This window comes from Thauera sp. K11 (genome assembly GCF_002354895.1).
Taxonomy (GTDB): Bacteria; Pseudomonadota; Gammaproteobacteria; order Burkholderiales; family Rhodocyclaceae; genus Thauera; species Thauera sinica.
On sequence record NZ_CP023439.1, the window covers coordinates 3,213,968 to 3,230,521 of the forward strand.

Sequence of the window (16,554 nt, forward strand, 5' to 3'; positions counted from 1 at the left end):
GAGAACCCGTTCCGCTGCGCCAGCCCGACGACAACGTTCGCAGTTTGCCGCATCCCGTACGACAATTGCAGCGGTCGTTAACGAATTCATGCGGACGATGAGCACCAATCCACACCAGCCCGCCTCACGTGCGTGGCAACACGCGCGGCTGGCCATCGCCTGGGCAGTGTTCGTGACCTACGGCAGCCTGGTTCCGCTCGAATTCAGGCCCAACCCGAACGCCTGGCAGCAGTTCCTGCACACGCCGTGGCTGCAGTTGGGCGTCGGGTCGCGGGCGGACTGGGTGGCCAACATCCTCCTGTACGTCGTCCTCGCCTACTTCGCCGCCGGCGCGGTATGGACCCTGCGCGCGGCCCGCGGCCTGCGCATCGTGCTGCTGGGCGTCGTGCTGGGAGCCTGCCTGGCGCTCGCCGCCGGCATCGAATTCCTGCAGCTCTTTTTTCCGCCGCGCACGGTGTCGCTCAACGACCTGCTCGCGGAAGGCATCGGAACCATGCTCGGCGCCGGGCTGTGGTTCGTGTCCGGCAGGCGGGTGGCCGCGATGTGGGAGCGCTTCACCGCGGGCGGCACGCACAGCATCCGCGCGCTGCTGGCACTGTATGCGCTGGGTTACCTGGGGCTCAGCTTCTTCCCCTACGACTTCCTGGTTTCGTCCGGCGAACTCGCGGCCAAGCTCGCCAGGCCGGACAGCTTCGGCATCGGGCCGGGGCTGTCCTGCGGCAGCGGCTTCACCTGCAGCGTCAAGCTGCTGGTCGAGGCGCTGCTGGTGGTGCCGTTCGGGCTGCTGCTGGTCCTGGCGCGGGCCGGCCGCGGCGGCGTCCGTGCGATGGCGCCCGTGTGGGGTCTGGCGGCCGGGGCGGCGCTGGGGCTCGTGGTCGAGGCGGTGCAGATCGTCCTCGCGTCGGGCACCACGCAGCTCGTCTCCGTCCTCACCCGCGCCCTGGGCGGGGCCTGGGGCGTGATGCTGGCGGGCAGCCATCCGCGCCGCTGGCTGGACTACTCGCCGGCAGCGGCGCGGCGCGTCATTCTCATGCTGCTGCCGGTTCATATCGGCCTGGCCCTTGCGCTCAACGGCCTGCTGCCGCTGCAACTGCAGCCGGAATGGGCGGCGCTGGAAAAGCTCGACGGGCTGCGCTTCCTGCCCTTCTACTACCACTACTACACGAGCGAGACCGCCGCCGTGCGCAGCCTGCTGTTCGTCGCCGGCAGCTACGCGCCGGTCGGGGTCGCGGCGGCCATCGGCTGGCCGGCCACGCCGCGGCGCGCCGCCATCGGCGCGGTCCTCTTCACCCTGGTGCTGTGCTTCGCCATCGAACTGCTGAAGCTGTTCTCGGTCGGCACACGCCCCGACCCCACCAACCTGCTGATCGCCGCGGCAAGCGCATGGGGCCTGCACTGGGTCGTGCGGCGGCTCCTGGCGCATGGCGCCGCCTGGGTGGAGGCGCCGGGCCAGGCGGCGACGCGCCCCGCACCGCCCGCCGCCCGCGGCGCGACGGCCTGGCGGCCGGTGCTGCTCGGCGCAGTGCTGCCGGTCGCCGCATTGTTCGCCGTCGTGGCCACCACCGTCCCGTCCGCGCCGCCCGCCGGTCCGCTCGACGGGGCAGCCGCCACCTACCCTCCGCCGTCGGCGATCCCACCGGTCGATCTGCCCGAATTCCGCTTCGCCCGCCCGCGCCTGCCGCATCCGTCGCCGGGCGACATCGCCCTGCTGCAGGCCCGCAATCCGGGCTATCTCGGCCAGATCGCCAACATCGCCCGCACCAACCCCGGCGCGGTGGACGCGGCCATCCTGGCCGCCGCAGTGAAACCGTACAGCGTCGACCTCGCCCGCACCCACGAGAAGCTGATGGCGCTGCGGTTCTGGGAACGCGGCCACGCCCAGGTCAAGCCCCTGGCGCTGGCCTACGACTGGCTGTACGACCAATGGACGGTGCCGGAGCGCGAGTCCCTGCGCGACAAGCTCGCCGAGGGCTGCGACTACGTCATCGACGTCATCCGCAAGGAGCAGCTCTCGCCCTACAACGTCTACCTCTACAACGCGCCGCTGCAGGCGCTGATGGCCTGCGCCATCGCGCTGTACCGCGACCATCCGCGCGGCGGGGCCTACATGACCTTCACGCACGAACTGTGGAAGAACCGCGTGCTGCCGGTGTGGCGGCAGGTCTTCGGGCGCAACGGGGGCTGGCACGAGGGCGGCGAGTACGTTGCCATCGGCATCGGCCAGGCCATCTACACGCTGCCGGCGATGTGGCGCGCCGCCACCGGCGAGGATCTCTTCGACACGGAACCCGGCATCCGCGGCTTCCTGGACTTCCTCGTCCATCGCACGCGGCCGGATGGCACGCAGTACCGCTGGGGCGACGGCTCGCACTTCCTGCGCCAGCCGCCCGACGCCGTGCCGCTCGCGCTCGAATACCGCCACGCGGCGGCCTATGCGCTGGCGCCGCCGCAGCGCGGGCCGGTGCCGACCGGCTGGCCGTGGGGACCGCTGTCGGACGCTTCGCCGATCGATCCGCACGCCGCCGGGGCGCTGCCGCCGGCGCGCCTGTTCGACGGCATCGGCATGCTCGTGGCGCGCAGCGACTGGTCGCCCGACGCCACCTACGTCAGCTTCAAGGCCGGCGACAACTTCTGGTCGCACAGCCATCTCGACCAGGGTGCGTTCACGATCTACAAGGGCGGCGAACTCGCCATCGACAGCGGCCTCTATGGCCCGGCCTACGGCTCGGACCACCACATGAACTACACCTACCAGAGCATCGCGCACAACCTCGTCACCGTCACCGACCCGGGCGACGTGATGCCCGGCCCCGGCTTCGACGCCGGCAATCCGCGCCACTACGCCAACGACGGCGGCCAGCGCCGCATCGGCTCGGGCTGGGGGGTGGAGGCGGCGCCGCTGGACCTGGCCGAGTGGCAGAAGCGGCGCGACACCTACCACACCGGCCGCATCGTCCAGCATCTCGACGAGGACGACCTCGTCGTCGCCGTCGCCGACCTCACCCCGGCCTACACCAACAGCCAGTCCGGCCGTGGCACCTTCGCCCACCGCACGAAGCGGGTCGAGCGCCTGTGGCGGGTGTTCGGCTACGACCGCGCCAACGACGCCATCGTCGTGTTCGACGACGTCGTCGCCACCGACGCGGCCTTCCGCAAGCGCTGGCTGCTGCATGCGATCGAACCGCCGCTCGCCGGCGCCGACACCTTCAGCCTGTTCATCGCCGCCAGCGCGCAGCCGGGCCACGGCGGCGGCCAGCTCCTCGGCCACGTGCTGCTGCCGCGCAAGCCGCTGCTGAACGTCATCGGCGGCCCCGGTTTCGAGTTCTTCGTCGATGGCAAGAACTACGACGACGGCGGCAGGGTGCGCGAAGCCATGCAGAAGACCGGCCCCGGCCGCCCGGAGCCCGGCAGTTGGCGCATCGAGCTGATGCCGCCGAGCGAGGCGAAGGAAGACCAGTTCCTGGTCGTCATGCTGCCCACGCTCGCCGGCCACACGCCGCAGGCCGTCGTGCACCGGCTGGAGGACGGCGGCCGCGTCGGCGCCGAAGTGATCGGACCGCAGCGCACCACGCGCTGGTGGTACCGGCCCGGTACGCAGGGGGTGGAGATCGAGGTCGTCGGATCGGACGGCGCCCGAAGACACCTCCTCGCCCCCCGCTGAGCAGGACCGGGGCCGCGCGTCGGCGGATGGCCGGGTCCGCGGCGGCGGAGCCTCCATCGGCCGCCGATGCGATAATCCGCGGCGGATATCCCGTCCCCGCCCCGGAAGCGGGCAGCATGCAGTCGAACCGCGGAGAACCCTTCATGCGCATCCTCGTCACCGGCGGCGCCGGCTTCATCGGCTCGGCCGTCGTGCGCCACCTCATCCGGGACACGCCCCACGAGGTGGCCAACGTGGACAAGCTCACCTATGCCGGCAACCTCGAATCGCTCGCCGGGGTGGCCGATTCGCCGCGCTACCGCTTCCACGAGATCGACATCTGCGACGGACCGGCGCTGGCGGCGGTCTTCGCCGGATTCCGCCCCGACGCGGTGATGCACCTGGCAGCCGAATCCCACGTCGACCGCTCCATCGACGGCCCGGCCGCCTTCATCGAGACCAACCTCGTCGGCACCTACACCCTGCTCGAAGCCGCGCGCAGCCATTGGCAGGCGCTGCCGCAGGCGGACCGGGACGCCTTCCGCTTCCACCACGTGTCCACCGACGAGGTCTATGGCGACCTCGCCGGCACGCACGACCTGTTCACCGAGACCACGCCCTACGCGCCCAGCTCGCCCTACTCCGCCTCCAAGGCCGGCTCCGACCACCTGGTGCGCGCCTGGCAGCGCACCTACGGCCTGCCCACGCTGGTGACCAACTGCTCCAACAACTACGGCCCCTTCCACTTCCCGGAAAAGCTCATCCCCCACATCATCCTCAACGCGCTGCACGGCCAGCCGCTGCCGGTGTATGGCGACGGCGCGCAGATCCGCGACTGGCTGTACGTGGAAGACCACGCCCGCGCCTTGGTGCAGGTCGTCGGCCGCGGCCGCCCCGGCGAGACCTACAACATCGGCGGCCACAACGAGAAGCGCAATCTGGAAGTGGTCGAGACCTTGTGCGACCTGCTCGAAGAACTCGCGCCCGGCAAGCCCGCCGGCGTCGCCCGCTACCGCGACCTCGTCACCTTCGTCAAGGACCGCCCAGGCCACGACCGCCGCTACGCCATCGATGCCTCCAAGATCCAGCGCGAACTGGGCTGGACGCCGCAGGAGACCTTCGACAGCGGCATCCGCAGGACGGTGCAGTGGTACCTGCGGAACGAGGCGTGGTGGCGGCGGGTGTTGAGCGGGGAATACCGGCTGGGAAGGCTGGGGCAAGGCTGAGCGGAGCATCGTCCGCCGCTCGATCACGCCCGGGCGCCCCCGCCGCGAGAGATGCCCGGCCGACACCGGCAGCAAGACTTCGCGTACGGCTGCCGGATGCATAATTCACCGCCGCGTCACTGCGCCGAGGCGAAAATGGCGCGCCATCCCCTGGAGCAAGCAATGAAAGGCATCATCCTCGCCGGCGGCTCCGGCACGCGGCTGCACCCCATCACGCGCGGGGTTTCCAAGCAGTTGCTGCCGATCTACGACAAGCCGATGATCTATTACCCGCTGTCGGTACTGATGCTGGCCGGCATCCGCGAGGTCCTCGTCATTTCCACGCCCGACGATCTGCCCAATTTCCGCAAGCTCCTGGGCGACGGCAGCGACTTCGGCATCTCGCTCGCCTACGCCGCACAACCGTCGCCCGACGGCCTCGCGCAAGCCTTCCTGATCGGCGAGGAATTCATCGGCAAGGACAGCGTGTGCCTCATCCTGGGCGACAACATCTTCTACGGCTACGGCTTCAGCGCCATCCTGCACGAAGCCGCCGCGCGCGGGAGCGGCGCCACGATCTTCGGCTATCACGTCAACGATCCGGAGCGCTTCGGCGTGGTCGAGTTCGATGCCGGCGGCAAGGCCGTCTCCATCGAGGAAAAACCCAGGGTGCCGAAATCCAGCTACGCCGTCACCGGCCTCTACTTCTACGACAACGACGTCGTCCGCATCGCCGGACAGGTCAAGCCCTCCGCCCGCGGCGAACTCGAGATCACCGATGTCAACAACGCCTACCTGCAGCGCGGCGACCTCCACGTCAGCGTGCTCGGCCGCGGCTTCGCCTGGCTGGACACCGGCACCCACGATTCCCTGATGGAAGCCAGCCACTTCGTCCAGACCATCGAGGCACGCCAGGGCCTGAAGATCGCCTGCCTGGAGGAAATCGCCTACCGCAACGGCTGGCTGTCGGGCGAACAGCTCGCCCGGGAGGCCGACGTCCTCGGCAATACCGGCTACGGCAAGTACCTGCAGCGGATACTCGCGCACGGTCCGGCGAGATGACCGCGCTCCCGCGACAGGCATCGGCAGCGTCGCGCCAAGCGCGACACGCACGGCATCCGGTTCGCGGTGCCATAATTCCCCGCCTTCGCCCGCCCCAGGACCCGTACATCGCACACCGGCCTCCGGAATGAAAATCATCGAAACCGCCCTGCCCGGCGTACTGATCATCGAACCGAAGGTCTTCGGCGACGCGCGCGGCTTCTTCCTGGAAACCTTCCAGGCCGAGCGCTACCGCGAAGCGGGGATCGCGCAGCCCTTCGTCCAGGACAATCATTCCCGCTCGCAGCGCGGCGTGCTGCGCGGACTGCATTTCCAGAGGTCGCGCCCGCAGGGCAAACTGGTGCGCGTCAGCTGCGGGGCGGTGTATGACGTGGCAGCCGACGTCGATCCCGCCTCGCCGACGTTCGGCCGCCACGTGGGCGTCGAACTGGACGACGGCAATCACCGGCAGATGTGGATTCCGCCCGGATATGCCCACGGATTCTGCGTCATCAGCGAAGTCGCCGATCTCGAGTACAAGTGCACCGACTTCTACCGCCCCGAAGACGAAGCCGGCGTGATCTGGAACGACCCCGGCCTCGCCATTCCCTGGCCTGTCGAGCATCCCCTGCTGTCGGCCAAGGACGCGAAGCTGCCGACGCTCGGGCAGATGGGCCGGACACCCGGCGGATGACGCCGGGCATTCCCGAGGAGTCCGCGACATGCCCGGCCATCCCGCATCGCGCAAGAGCCCGCCTCCGGTGCCGGGGAGCGAGAGCGCATGAAGCAGCTCCACGTCGTCGGCAGCTACCCCGTGGGAACGCACACCTTCGTTCTCTGGCAGTTGCACGGCGCCCTGGCGCGGGGACATGAGGTTCATGTCCTGGCGGCGAACCGCGGCAACGAGGCGGGCCAGGCGATGGTTTCCCGGCTCGGCCTCCAGGGGGTGCGGGCAACCTGCGCCGGCTTTCGGGACTACCCCGCGCTGGGCCTCGATCTGCGCCGGTTCGAACGGCGATTCGCCGCCGCGGCGAACAGCGCCCTATACGGCCGCCTGCTCGCCGAACGCCGGAAGACCTTCTTCTGCGACCTCGTGTCGCGCCCGGGGATTGCCGGCGTCGATCTCGTCCAGGTCCATTTCGTCCAGTGGGCCGTGGAGGTCGGCATCCCGCTGGCCCGCCTGCTGGACAAGCCCTGCGTCGTGACCGCCCACGGCGCCGTCTCGGACACGAACCCGGACTTTCTCAAGCACGTGCAGGCGGAGGCCGATGCCATCGTCCTCGTCAGCGACGGAGAACTCGAAGCATGGGCCCGATGCACGGGCTCGGACCGCAAACTGTCGCGGGTCTGGAACGGACTGCCCCTGCCATCGCTCCCTGCCGCGCGTCCGCCCCACGCGCAGGCCGGCACGCTCGAAATCGTGACGATCGGCCGGCTCGCGCAGGAAAAGCGCATCGCCGACGCCATCGACGCGGTCGCTCGCGTCGACGCGAGCGGACCGCTCCGCTGCAACCTGTCGATCTTCGGCGAAGGCCCCCTGCGCGAACCGCTCGGCGCCTGCATCCGCGAACTCGGGATGGACGACCGCATCCGCCTCGAGGGCAACGTTCCCCACGACCGGATCATGGCCCGGCTCGCCGCATCCGACCTTCTCGTGCATGCGGCCGACGTAGAGCCGTTCGGCATGGCCATGATCGAGGCGATGGCAGTGGGACTGCCGGTCGTCGCGGCCCGCTCCAGCGGGGCGGTCCAGATCGTCGCCGATGGCAGCACCGGCCTGCTCTTCGCCTGCGGCGACGTCGACGGTCTCGCGGCCGGCATCCGGACGCTCGGCGCGGACGGGGGGTTGCGTCGGGCGATGGGGGAGGCGGGACGCGAGCGTGCAGCGCGGCTCTTCTCCCTCGATTCGCACATCGCCGGCATGGAACGTCTCTGGGAGACGGCCATCGCGCGCCACCGCGGCGATAGCGGCCACACCACCTTTCATCAGCCCGGGGAGCGACGCCCATGAATGCGCTGGAAAAACGACTGATCGATGCCGCCGACAGGTTCGGACTCGCCTTGATGCCGAAGTGGCGAATGGTGCGCCTGCCCATGGCCGAACATCTGGGCAGCGTCTTCCGCAAGTACGGGATCGACGCGGTGATCGACGTCGGCGCCAATGTCGGGCAATACGGCGATTTCCTGCGCAACGAGGTCGGCTTCGAGGGATGGATACTGAGTTTCGAACCCCATCCGACGACGTTCGCAACCCTCGCCCGGCACGTCGAGGCGGACGAACGCTGGCTGGCCTTCAAGATGGCGCTGGGCGCCGCGCCGGGCACGGCGACCCTGCACGTAGCGGGCCACAGCACCCTGAATTCGCTGCGCGAGCCGGACTTCGCCGCAACGGAGATGGCGGCGCTCAAGCGCCGGATCGTGCAAGAGGAAGAGGTTCCGGTCGAGACCTTCGACCGCCAGGTCATGCCCCTCCTGCAGCAACACGGCCTGCACCGCCCCTACCTCAAGATGGACACCCAGGGGTTCGACCTCGAAGTCCTGCGCGGCGCCGGCGAAGGGCTCGGCTCGCTCGCCGGACTCCAGTTCGAAGGCTCCATCGTGCCGCTCTACCGCGACATGCCGTCCTATGCCGAGATGCTGGAACATCTCTCCCCGAGAGGCTTCTCGATCTCCGGCCTGTTTCCGGTAGCCCACGATGCCGCCCTGCAGCTTCTCGAGTTCGACTGCATCATGGTGAGTACCAACCACGCACGGCGCATCCTCGATGCCCAGTGACCCGCAGTGCGCCGGCTCCGCAATCGGGCCGATGTTCAAGGAATACCGGATAGCAAACAGACATGAGTGAATTCCTCCAGAAAGTCGCCAAGACCCTCAACCACCACGGCGATGCCGCGCTGCGCACCCTGCGCGGACTGTCGTGGGACGTCCGCCGCCCCGCCGCGGATCGCCCGGTGATCGTCCTCGGATGCTCGCGCGCCGGCACTACCGTCGTCTACAAGACCCTCTCCGAATCGCCCGAGCTGGGCACGCTGCAGCGCGAAACCCACGATTTCTGGGTCGACCTGCATCCGCTCGTCGAGAAGGGCTGGGATACGCACGCCCTGCACGCCGCCGACGCCAGCCAGCGCGACCGGAACCACGTCGCACGCTACTTCTACCGCTGGACGGGCAAGAATCGCTGGGTGGACAAGAACAACCAGAACGGCCTGTGCGTCCCCTACCTGCGGACGCTCTTTCCCGACGCGATCTTCGTCTATGTGAAACGCAGCCCCGGCGACAACATCAATTCGCTGATCGAAGGCTGGGGCAAGCCCGACAAGTACGCCACCTGGAGCGGCGTGTTCCCCGAAACCGTCGCCGTCGACGGCGGCCGCTACGAGCGCTGGTGCTTCTTCCTCGCCGAGGGATGGCGCGGCTACCTGCGCGCGCCCATCGAAGAAGTCGCCGCCTTCCAGTACGAAGCCATCAACCGCGCAATTCTCGAGGCCCGCGGCTCGGTTCCCGCCTCGCAGTGGGTGGAAGTCTTCTACGAAGACCTCGTGCGCGATCCGGTGGCCGGCTACCGGAAGCTCTACGCCGACTGCGGGCTCGCCTTCACCCCGGAGGTGCAGGCCCACTGCGAGCAGGTGCTGAGCAAGCCCTACGACGTGTTCGGCGAGATCGAACTCGACAAATGGAAGAAGGGGCGCAACCGCGAACGCGTCGAGCGCGTGCTCGGCCGGGTCTCCGGGGTCGCGCACGACATGGGCTATCCGCCGGCATGAGCGCCGCCGCACGGCCGTCCGAAGGCGGCGCTGCGTCGCGTAGCGACAAGGGTCGTCCGGTGAGCCCCCCCCGCTTCTCCGTCGTCATCCCCGTCCGTGACGGAGCGGGTTTCATCGGCCGGGCGATCGACTCGGTACTCGCACAAAGCTGGCCCGCGCACGAGATCATCGTCGTCGACGACGGCTCGACCGATGCCACCCCCGAGGTCGCCGCCGCCTACGGCAGCCGCGTGCGCCTGCTGCGGCAGGCCAACGCGGGCGTCTCGGCGGCGCGCAATGCCGGCGCCCGCGCCGCCACGGGCGACTGGCTGGCATTTCTGGATGCGGACGACTGGTTCTATCCCGACCGGCTCAGGCTGCACGCCGAGTTCATCGGCGACGACCCGGAACTGGATTTCCTCACTGGCGACTACGACTACCGCCGTCCGGACGGCAGCCGGATATCCGGCTCCATGGAGATCCACCCCTCGGGCAAGGCAATGCTGGCCAAGGCCGCCGGCGCCCTTCGCGTGACGATGGCCGCCGCGGAGTTCGAACCCTTCGTCGCCGACCATTTCGGCGACACGCACACGCTGAGCGTACCGCGCGCCGCCTTCCTGGAGCTTGGCGGCTATCCGACGGGTTTTCGCGTGTGCGAAGACGTGCTCTTCCTCGTGCGGCTGTGCGCGCGCAGCCGGCGTGCCGGCATCGTCTGCGCGCCGATGGCGGCCTACCTGATCCACGAGGCCAGCGCCACACGGCGAAATCCGCTCCAGGCCCAGATCGACAACGTGAAGACGCTGCGCAGGATGCTCCAGGAGTCGGCGGCCTTCCCCCCGCCCGTCAGGCGCGGCGTGAGATCGAGGGTGGCGAGCGGCCGGCTCAACCTGGCATATGCCTACGCCCGCGCAGGACGGCGGCGGGCCGCGCTCGCCGCCGTCCTGCCCTTGCTGTGGGAGTCCCCCGGCGCCAGGGCACTACGCGGAATCGCCTCGGTGCTGCGCGCCTGAGCGGGGCGCCAAAGCGGCACCGCGATCAAAAATCCGCATTGATGTCGCAGCACAATATGCGCTTAAATGGAAATAAACCCGGTTGGCCGGGTCGCCGGCCGCGACCGCACGGCGAGCGGCCGGGGTGGAATCGTGCAGGCGGCCTGGAAGGGGAAATCTGGAGATCGGATGAAGCTCGGCATCACCAACCGGCTGGTTCGCGCGACCCATGTGCGGGAAGCCTATCCGCACGTCGAACCCCTTGCCCGCCTGCCGGGTGAGCATCTCCCCCCGCCCGCGGAACCCAGGCCGGACTTCGCCGAGGAAGCCCGCTTTCTGCATGCCGAGGGAGAGGCGACGCCGGACATGTTCGCCGCCATCCTGCCGGACGCGCTCTACCACGCGTCGGCGAACATCCTAGTCGCCGGACGCGGCCGTATCCTCCTCGACACCGACAACGTCTGGCAAGAGTGGCCGAACTCGCCGATCCACCGCCGCTACTACTGGCGAGACCAGTATCTGCGCCCCACGCGGCGGCTGCGGGGCACGACGCTCGCCCTGCGCTCGCCCGCGAACAACTACTACCACACCGTCGTCGACAACCTGCCGCGCCTGTTCTGGCTCCACCAGCAAGCCATGGCGGGGATTCCGATCACGATCCTGGTGCCGGGCCCCTATCGCCCGTGGGAAGCCTCCTACCTCCCGCGGCTGCTGCCGCCGACCGCCCGGATCGTCGAGATCGAGCCCAGATACCTGTGGCGCAGCGACGCGACCCTGTTCGGCAGCTACCTGAGCCGCGCGATGTCCGGCCACCTGCCGCGGCGCTACCTCGACTTCTTCCTGCCGCGCGTGCTGCCGGCGCGGCCGCGCGACCGGCGCCATCGCATCTACATCACCCGGCGCAGCGCACCGGGCGGGCGGAGGGTGACGAACGAAGCCGAGGTGGTGCGCGTCCTGGAACGGTACCGCGTCACCCCCATCGCCCTGGAGGACCTCGACCTGTCCGCCCAGATCGAACTCTTCTACGACGCCGAAGCCGTCGTCGCACCGCACGGCGCCGGCCTCACCAACATGCTGTACGCCGAATCGATCGACGTCATCGAACTGCATCCGACGCGGGCGATCATGCCGCACTACTACTACATGGCCCGCTCCATGGGACACCGCTACTGCCACCTGTGCGCCGACGAACAGGGACGCCACAGCAGCTTCGCGGTAGACGTCGCAGCCCTCGAACGGACGCTGGACACCGTCTTCCCCACCCGCTGAAGGAATTCCCGACATGCGCATGAGCCTACGCAAACGCGTCCTCGTCACCGGCGGAGCCGGCTTCCTCGGCTCCCACCTGTGCGAAAGGCTGCTCGAGAAGGGTTACGACGTCCTGTGCGCCGACAACTTCTTCACCGGCTCGCGCGAGAACATCCTGCACCTGCAGGGCCATCCCCACTTCGAACTGTTGCGGCACGACATCACCTTCCCGCTCTATGTCGAGGTCGACGAGATCTACAACCTCGCCTGCCCCGCATCGCCCGTGCACTACCAGTTCGATCCGGTGCAGACGACCAAGACGAGCGTGCACGGCGCCATCAACATGCTCGGCCTCGCCAAGCGGACCCGTGCCCGCATCCTTCAGGCATCGACCAGCGAGGTCTATGGCGACCCCGACATCCATCCCCAGGTGGAAAGCTACTGGGGCAATGTGAACCCGATCGGCCCGCGCTCGTGCTACGACGAGGGAAAGCGCTGCGCCGAAACGCTCTTCTTCGACTACTACCGCCAGCACAAGCTGCAGATCAAGGTCGCCCGGATCTTCAACACCTACGGTCCGCGCATGCATCCGAACGACGGGCGCGTCGTCTCCAACTTCATCGTCCAGGCGCTGCGAAACCAGCCCATCACGCTGTACGGCGACGGTGCCCAGACGCGCTCGTTCTGCTATGTCGACGACCTGATCGACGGCCTCATCCGGCTCATGGAATCGCCCGAGACGTTGACCGGCCCGATCAACATCGGCAATCCCGACGAATTCACCATCAGGTCGCTGGCCGAGCAGGTCATCGCGCGGACCGGGTCGTCCAGCACGCTGGAGTTCCACCCTCTGCCCCAGGACGACCCGCGTCAGCGGCAACCGGACATCACGCAGGCGCGCGAACTGCTCGGCTGGGCCCCGGCCACCGCCTTGAAGGACGGCCTCGTCAAGACGATCGACTACTTCCGGGCGCTGATCGCCAAGGGGCTCACGTAGCGCCGGCCCCGTCACGCGGCCCGCACACCAGACACGGAACGGACAGCCACCCCAGCCATCATGTTGAAGACTGCCATATTGTTCGCCGCGCAGTACCTCGGCCTGTTCAGCCTCTGCCGGTACCTGACGCGCCGGCACCTGCGCATCCTCTGCTACCACGGCACATGGCTCGGCCCCGCCCCGCACTACGGCGATTGCCTGTTCATGAACGCCAAGCGTTTCCAGCAGCGCATGGACGCCCTGAAACGCCGGGGCTACCGCGTCATCCCGCTCGCGCAGGCATGCGAGCGTCTGCCGGCGGGGCGGCTCGGTGCGCGCGACATCGTCATCACCATCGACGACGGATGGAAGGGCGCCTACCGCCACATGCTCCCCGTGCTGGAAGAGTGCGGTTTTCCTGCCACGCTGTATATCGCCACCGAGCCGGTGCTCCTCGGCGAGCCGCTGCTGCATCTGCTCACGCCGTACCTGCTGGCGCGCTCCTGCCGGAACCCGGCGGATCACGCCGGGCTTTTCCCTGAACTCGGGCTCAAGACCACGGATCAGGCGCGGATTGCCGAAGCGCTCGCGGGCCATGTCTCCAGGCACGCCACCGCAGCCGACCGCAGGGCGGCCCTGGCCCGCATAGGCGACCGGCTCGGCGTCGACACGACCGACCTGGAAACGCGGGGCGCCTTTTCCCTGATGGACCCGGACGAGATCCGCCTTGCCCGCGCCCGCGGCGTCGACGTCCAGTTGCATACCCACACGCACCGCATGCACAACTTCGACGCCGCCAGGGTGGCGACCGAAATCACCCTCAACCGCCAGCACCTCGCTCCGATCACCGGGCAGGACGAGAGCGAATTCGTTCATTTCTGCTACCCGAGCGGCCTGCATCGCGACACGATCTACCCGATCCTGCGGCGAGCGGGCATCCGGTCCGCCACCACCACCGACTTCGGCCTCAACGCCCCGTCCGCCGAACCCCTCGCCCTCAAACGCATCCTCGACTGCGAATCCATGAGCAACCTCGAACTGGAAGCCCGCCTCTGCGGTTTCTGGAGCCTGGTGACCGGAATCAGGGCCGGGCTGAAGGCAAGCCTGCGGCGTACCAAGGCGATCTACGAAGGCGCGCGCCACCCCGTCTCTTCCCAGAGCGGCAATGGCCGCCACTAGCACGGCACCTTCCGCGCCCCCGGCCGATGCAGCCAGGGAGGCCGTCGCCCGGCGCCTGGGCGATGCATCCCGCGCGGCGCAGGCGCTTTCCCGCGATGCCGTCTCGCTGCTGTCGGACGCCGCGCCGGCGCGCGGCTACCGCGACCTGCCAGCACCTTTCTACGCGCACGTCGGCAACGCCCTGGCCGCGACGCCCGGTTCCGGGCACGACCTGCTGAACCTCATACTCGTCGATCTCGCCGGCGAATTCGCGCAGCGCTTCGAGCGGGCGCGCCTGCCGATGCCCTTGCTGCCCTACTACCGGGAAAACATCGACCGCATCCTCCAGAGGGCGATCTCGGGCCACGCCTGGGCCGGCTCACCCCACAGCGACATCTTCCTGAAGGATCTCGGCATCCTCTGCATGACGCTGATACCTTGCGCCTCGCATCTCGTCTTCCGGAACTCGGGTGTCCCGCGCAGCCTGCTGCTGCGCCAGACGCCCCGGCGCCTGATCTCCGCGCTGGGCTTTTTCGGCTTTCGCACGAGCGGCTTCAGTCCCTTCCTGGAGAACCACGTTCATCCGGCAATGCTGACGCACTTCAATCCGGCCGGCCGGGAAACCTGCTTCGGGCTCGTTGCCCGGCTGCTGGAATGCTGGCCCGACAGCAAGGGGTTGATCGGCCTGAGCTGGTACTACGATCCGCAGGTGCGCCGCATCAGCCCGCATCTCGCGTATCTCCACGACACGCCTGCGCGGGAAGGCGCCTTGTTCCTGCCCGCCGGCACGGGGCCGGACGTGGCCGGAGACGCCACCGCCACCTCCCGTACCCGTCGCGCACTCCATGAACGGGGCGAATACACGCCCACCCGCTACCTGATGGCGTGGTCCCGCGGCGATATTCTCGAACGCTACGCCGGCGCCCTGTAGTATCTCGCCCCGGCCGCAATATCCCGATCCATGTATTGGTTCACGGCCGCGTTCGCGGGTCGGATGACATACTTCAGCCTCCCGGCGCGTGATCGCGAAGTGCTGCCGCGCTCTTCGCATCATCCGTAACGAATCCCCAACATCGAAGCGACGTATGACCACTGGCAGCAAGATCCGCAGCGGCGCACTCTGGTCGTTCATGGGCAACACCGGAAGCCAGATCCTCAGCTTCCTCTTCGGCATCGTCCTCGCACGCATGCTGGCGCCGGAAGTGTTCGGCATGCTGCTCACCATCCAGGTCTTCACCGGCGTCGCCGGCTTCATCGCCGGCGCCGGCATGGGTCAGGCGCTGGTCCGCGCCAAGGACACCACGCGGGCCGACTACGACATCGTTTTCACGCTGCAGCTCGTCATCGGCTGCGGGATCTACGCCATCTTCTTCGTCGCGGGACCGCTGATCGCCGACTGGTACGACACGCCGCTCTACGGCGACCTCATCCGCGTGTCGGCGCTGTCCTTCCTCTTCCGCCCGTTCAACAACGTGCCCGCGAGCATCCTGCACCGCGAGATGCGGTTCAAGGACATGACCTGGGTGCGCGCGCTGTCGCTCCTCGCCTCCAACCTCGCCTGCATTGCGCTCGCCTACTACGGCTTCGGCGTCTGGGCGCTCATCCTGGGCGGCATGGTCAGCCCGCTGATCACGATCCCGCTGTTCAGCATCCTGGCCAAGTGGCGTCCGGGCCTCTCCCTGGACATCCGGCGCGCCAGGGAAGTCGCACGCTACGGCATGCTCGTGTCCGTGACCGACATCATCGTCTACCTGCGGACGCGGGCCAGCGCATTCGTCCTGTCGCGCACGCTCGGCCCGGCAGCGGTGGGCCTGTACAACAAGGGCGAGAGCCTGGCCGGAATGCCCAACGGCTTCATCACCGGATCGGTCTATCAAGTCCTGTTCCGTGCGCTCGCCGCGGAGCAGGACAACCTGGACAAGTGCCGCTACCTGTTCTTCCGCAGCATCGCGCTGGTGGCCGTCTATGGCACGCCGTTCTACCTCGGCCTGCTGTGGCTGGCAGAACCGCTGACGGTCGGCCTTTATGGTGAAAAATGGCTCGAGGCTGCCGGCCCGCTCTTCATCCTTGCCTTCGCCTGGCCCTTCTGGCTGCTCGACATGCTCTCGGGAGCGGTGCTCGCGGCCTTCGCCTGGCTCCATCGCGAAGTCCTGTCGCAACTGGCAAGCTTCGGCTTCACCATGGCGGCGATCCTTCTCGCGCTGGATTTCGGCATAGAAGGCGTGGCATGGGCGATCGTCGCCGCGGCGGCGTTTTCCGCCATCTACATGTACGTCCTCGCCTCGCGCTGCCTGCGCGCCCGCTGGTACGATTTCGCCATTGCGCTCCTGCCGGCCGTGCTCCTGAACCTGATCCTCGCCATCGCGTTGTTCGCCGCCGAGCACGTCCTTCCGCACCAGTTGCGCGCCACGCCCATCGCGTACGTCCTGGCGATGACGGCGATCGGCGGCATCGTCTATGGGCTGGGCTTCCTGTATGCGCCGATCCCGGCCCTGGTCGGCGAACAGGCCCGGTGGAAGACCAAGCTCACGCAGTGCTTCAGAGCCGGCTGAGA

Annotated in this window: 13 protein-coding genes; all 13 read left to right on the top strand. The window is 68.5% G+C overall.

Annotation, left to right across the window (positions count from 1 at the left end; translation table 11 throughout):
- Positions 1-97: 97 nt before the first annotated feature.
- Entirely contained in the window at positions 98-3,661 is a 3,564-nt protein-coding gene (locus CCZ27_RS14035; protein ID WP_096449131.1) for a VanZ family protein, read from the top strand.
- Positions 3,662-3,777: 116 nt separating this feature from the next.
- A complete protein-coding gene (rfbB, locus tag CCZ27_RS14040) occupies positions 3,778-4,866 on the top strand; it encodes a dTDP-glucose 4,6-dehydratase (protein ID WP_385960929.1) in 1,089 nt (362 codons plus the stop codon).
- A 162-nt stretch (positions 4,867-5,028) separates the two neighbouring features.
- Positions 5,029-5,907, top strand: a complete 879-nt coding sequence (gene rfbA / locus CCZ27_RS14045; protein WP_096449133.1) for a glucose-1-phosphate thymidylyltransferase RfbA — start codon at positions 5,029-5,031, stop codon at positions 5,905-5,907.
- 127 nt (positions 5,908-6,034) lie between these two features.
- Positions 6,035-6,580, top strand: coding sequence for a dTDP-4-dehydrorhamnose 3,5-epimerase (gene rfbC, locus CCZ27_RS14050; protein WP_096449135.1), 546 nt, complete (start codon positions 6,035-6,037; stop codon positions 6,578-6,580).
- Positions 6,581-6,667: 87 nt separating this feature from the next.
- Positions 6,668-7,897, top strand: a complete 1,230-nt coding sequence (locus tag CCZ27_RS14055; protein ID WP_096449137.1) for a glycosyltransferase family 4 protein — start codon at positions 6,668-6,670, stop codon at positions 7,895-7,897.
- The gene (locus CCZ27_RS14060; RefSeq protein ID WP_096449139.1) at positions 7,894-8,661 is read left to right on the top strand and encodes an FkbM family methyltransferase; all 768 of its coding nucleotides are present in this window, start codon (positions 7,894-7,896) and stop codon (positions 8,659-8,661) included. Before CCZ27_RS14055 ends, CCZ27_RS14060 begins: the two co-directional genes overlap by 4 nt.
- A gap of 62 nt (positions 8,662-8,723) precedes the next feature.
- Positions 8,724-9,650: a sulfotransferase family protein gene (locus CCZ27_RS14065; RefSeq protein WP_096449141.1), complete on the top strand. Its 927-nt coding sequence runs from the start codon at positions 8,724-8,726 to the stop codon at positions 9,648-9,650.
- 59 nt (positions 9,651-9,709) lie between these two features.
- Entirely contained in the window at positions 9,710-10,639 is a 930-nt protein-coding gene (locus CCZ27_RS14070; protein WP_232516418.1) for a glycosyltransferase family 2 protein, read from the top strand.
- A gap of 168 nt (positions 10,640-10,807) precedes the next feature.
- Complete coding sequence (locus tag CCZ27_RS14075; RefSeq protein ID WP_157748587.1) at positions 10,808-11,887, top strand: glycosyltransferase family 61 protein; 1,080 nt, start codon at positions 10,808-10,810, stop codon at positions 11,885-11,887.
- Positions 11,888-11,906: 19 nt separating this feature from the next.
- Positions 11,907-12,863 carry a UDP-glucuronic acid decarboxylase family protein gene (locus tag CCZ27_RS14080; protein ID WP_096452588.1) on the top strand — a complete coding sequence of 319 codons (957 nt, stop codon included), beginning with the start codon at positions 11,907-11,909 and terminating at the stop codon, positions 12,861-12,863.
- Between the two features lie 60 nt (positions 12,864-12,923).
- On the top strand, positions 12,924-14,021 hold the full coding sequence (locus CCZ27_RS14085) for a polysaccharide deacetylase family protein (RefSeq protein ID WP_232516419.1): 1,098 nt from the start codon (positions 12,924-12,926) through the stop codon (positions 14,019-14,021).
- On the top strand, positions 14,008-14,931 hold the full coding sequence (locus tag CCZ27_RS14090) for a hypothetical protein (RefSeq protein ID WP_232516420.1): 924 nt from the start codon (positions 14,008-14,010) through the stop codon (positions 14,929-14,931). Before CCZ27_RS14085 ends, CCZ27_RS14090 begins: the two co-directional genes overlap by 14 nt.
- 154 nt (positions 14,932-15,085) lie before the next feature.
- On the top strand, positions 15,086-16,552 hold the full coding sequence (locus CCZ27_RS14095; RefSeq protein WP_096449149.1) for a lipopolysaccharide biosynthesis protein: 1,467 nt from the start codon (positions 15,086-15,088) through the stop codon (positions 16,550-16,552).
- Positions 16,553-16,554: the final 2 nt, after the last annotated feature.

Bases quoted from the DNA above. Each gene is read 5' to 3' on its own strand.
- CCZ27_RS14075 (WP_157748587.1), top strand. From the start codon at position 10,808: ATGAAGCTCGGCATCACCAACCGGCTGGTTCGCGCGACCCATGTGCGG.
- rfbB (WP_385960929.1), top strand. From the start codon at position 3,778: ATGCAGTCGAACCGCGGAGAACCCTTCATGCGCATCCTCGTCACCGGC.
- CCZ27_RS14090 (WP_232516420.1), top strand. From the start codon at position 14,008: ATGGCCGCCACTAGCACGGCACCTTCCGCGCCCCCGGCCGATGCAGCC.
- CCZ27_RS14065 (WP_096449141.1), top strand. From the start codon at position 8,724: ATGAGTGAATTCCTCCAGAAAGTCGCCAAGACCCTCAACCACCACGGC.
- CCZ27_RS14035 (WP_096449131.1), top strand. From the start codon at position 98: ATGAGCACCAATCCACACCAGCCCGCCTCACGTGCGTGGCAACACGCG.
- rfbA (WP_096449133.1), top strand. From the start codon at position 5,029: ATGAAAGGCATCATCCTCGCCGGCGGCTCCGGCACGCGGCTGCACCCC.
- CCZ27_RS14060 (WP_096449139.1), top strand. From the start codon at position 7,894: ATGAATGCGCTGGAAAAACGACTGATCGATGCCGCCGACAGGTTCGGA.
- CCZ27_RS14055 (WP_096449137.1), top strand. From the start codon at position 6,668: ATGAAGCAGCTCCACGTCGTCGGCAGCTACCCCGTGGGAACGCACACC.
- CCZ27_RS14080 (WP_096452588.1), top strand. From the start codon at position 11,907: ATGAGCCTACGCAAACGCGTCCTCGTCACCGGCGGAGCCGGCTTCCTC.
- CCZ27_RS14085 (WP_232516419.1), top strand. From the start codon at position 12,924: ATGTTGAAGACTGCCATATTGTTCGCCGCGCAGTACCTCGGCCTGTTC.
- CCZ27_RS14095 (WP_096449149.1), top strand. From the start codon at position 15,086: ATGACCACTGGCAGCAAGATCCGCAGCGGCGCACTCTGGTCGTTCATG.
- rfbC (WP_096449135.1), top strand. From the start codon at position 6,035: ATGAAAATCATCGAAACCGCCCTGCCCGGCGTACTGATCATCGAACCG.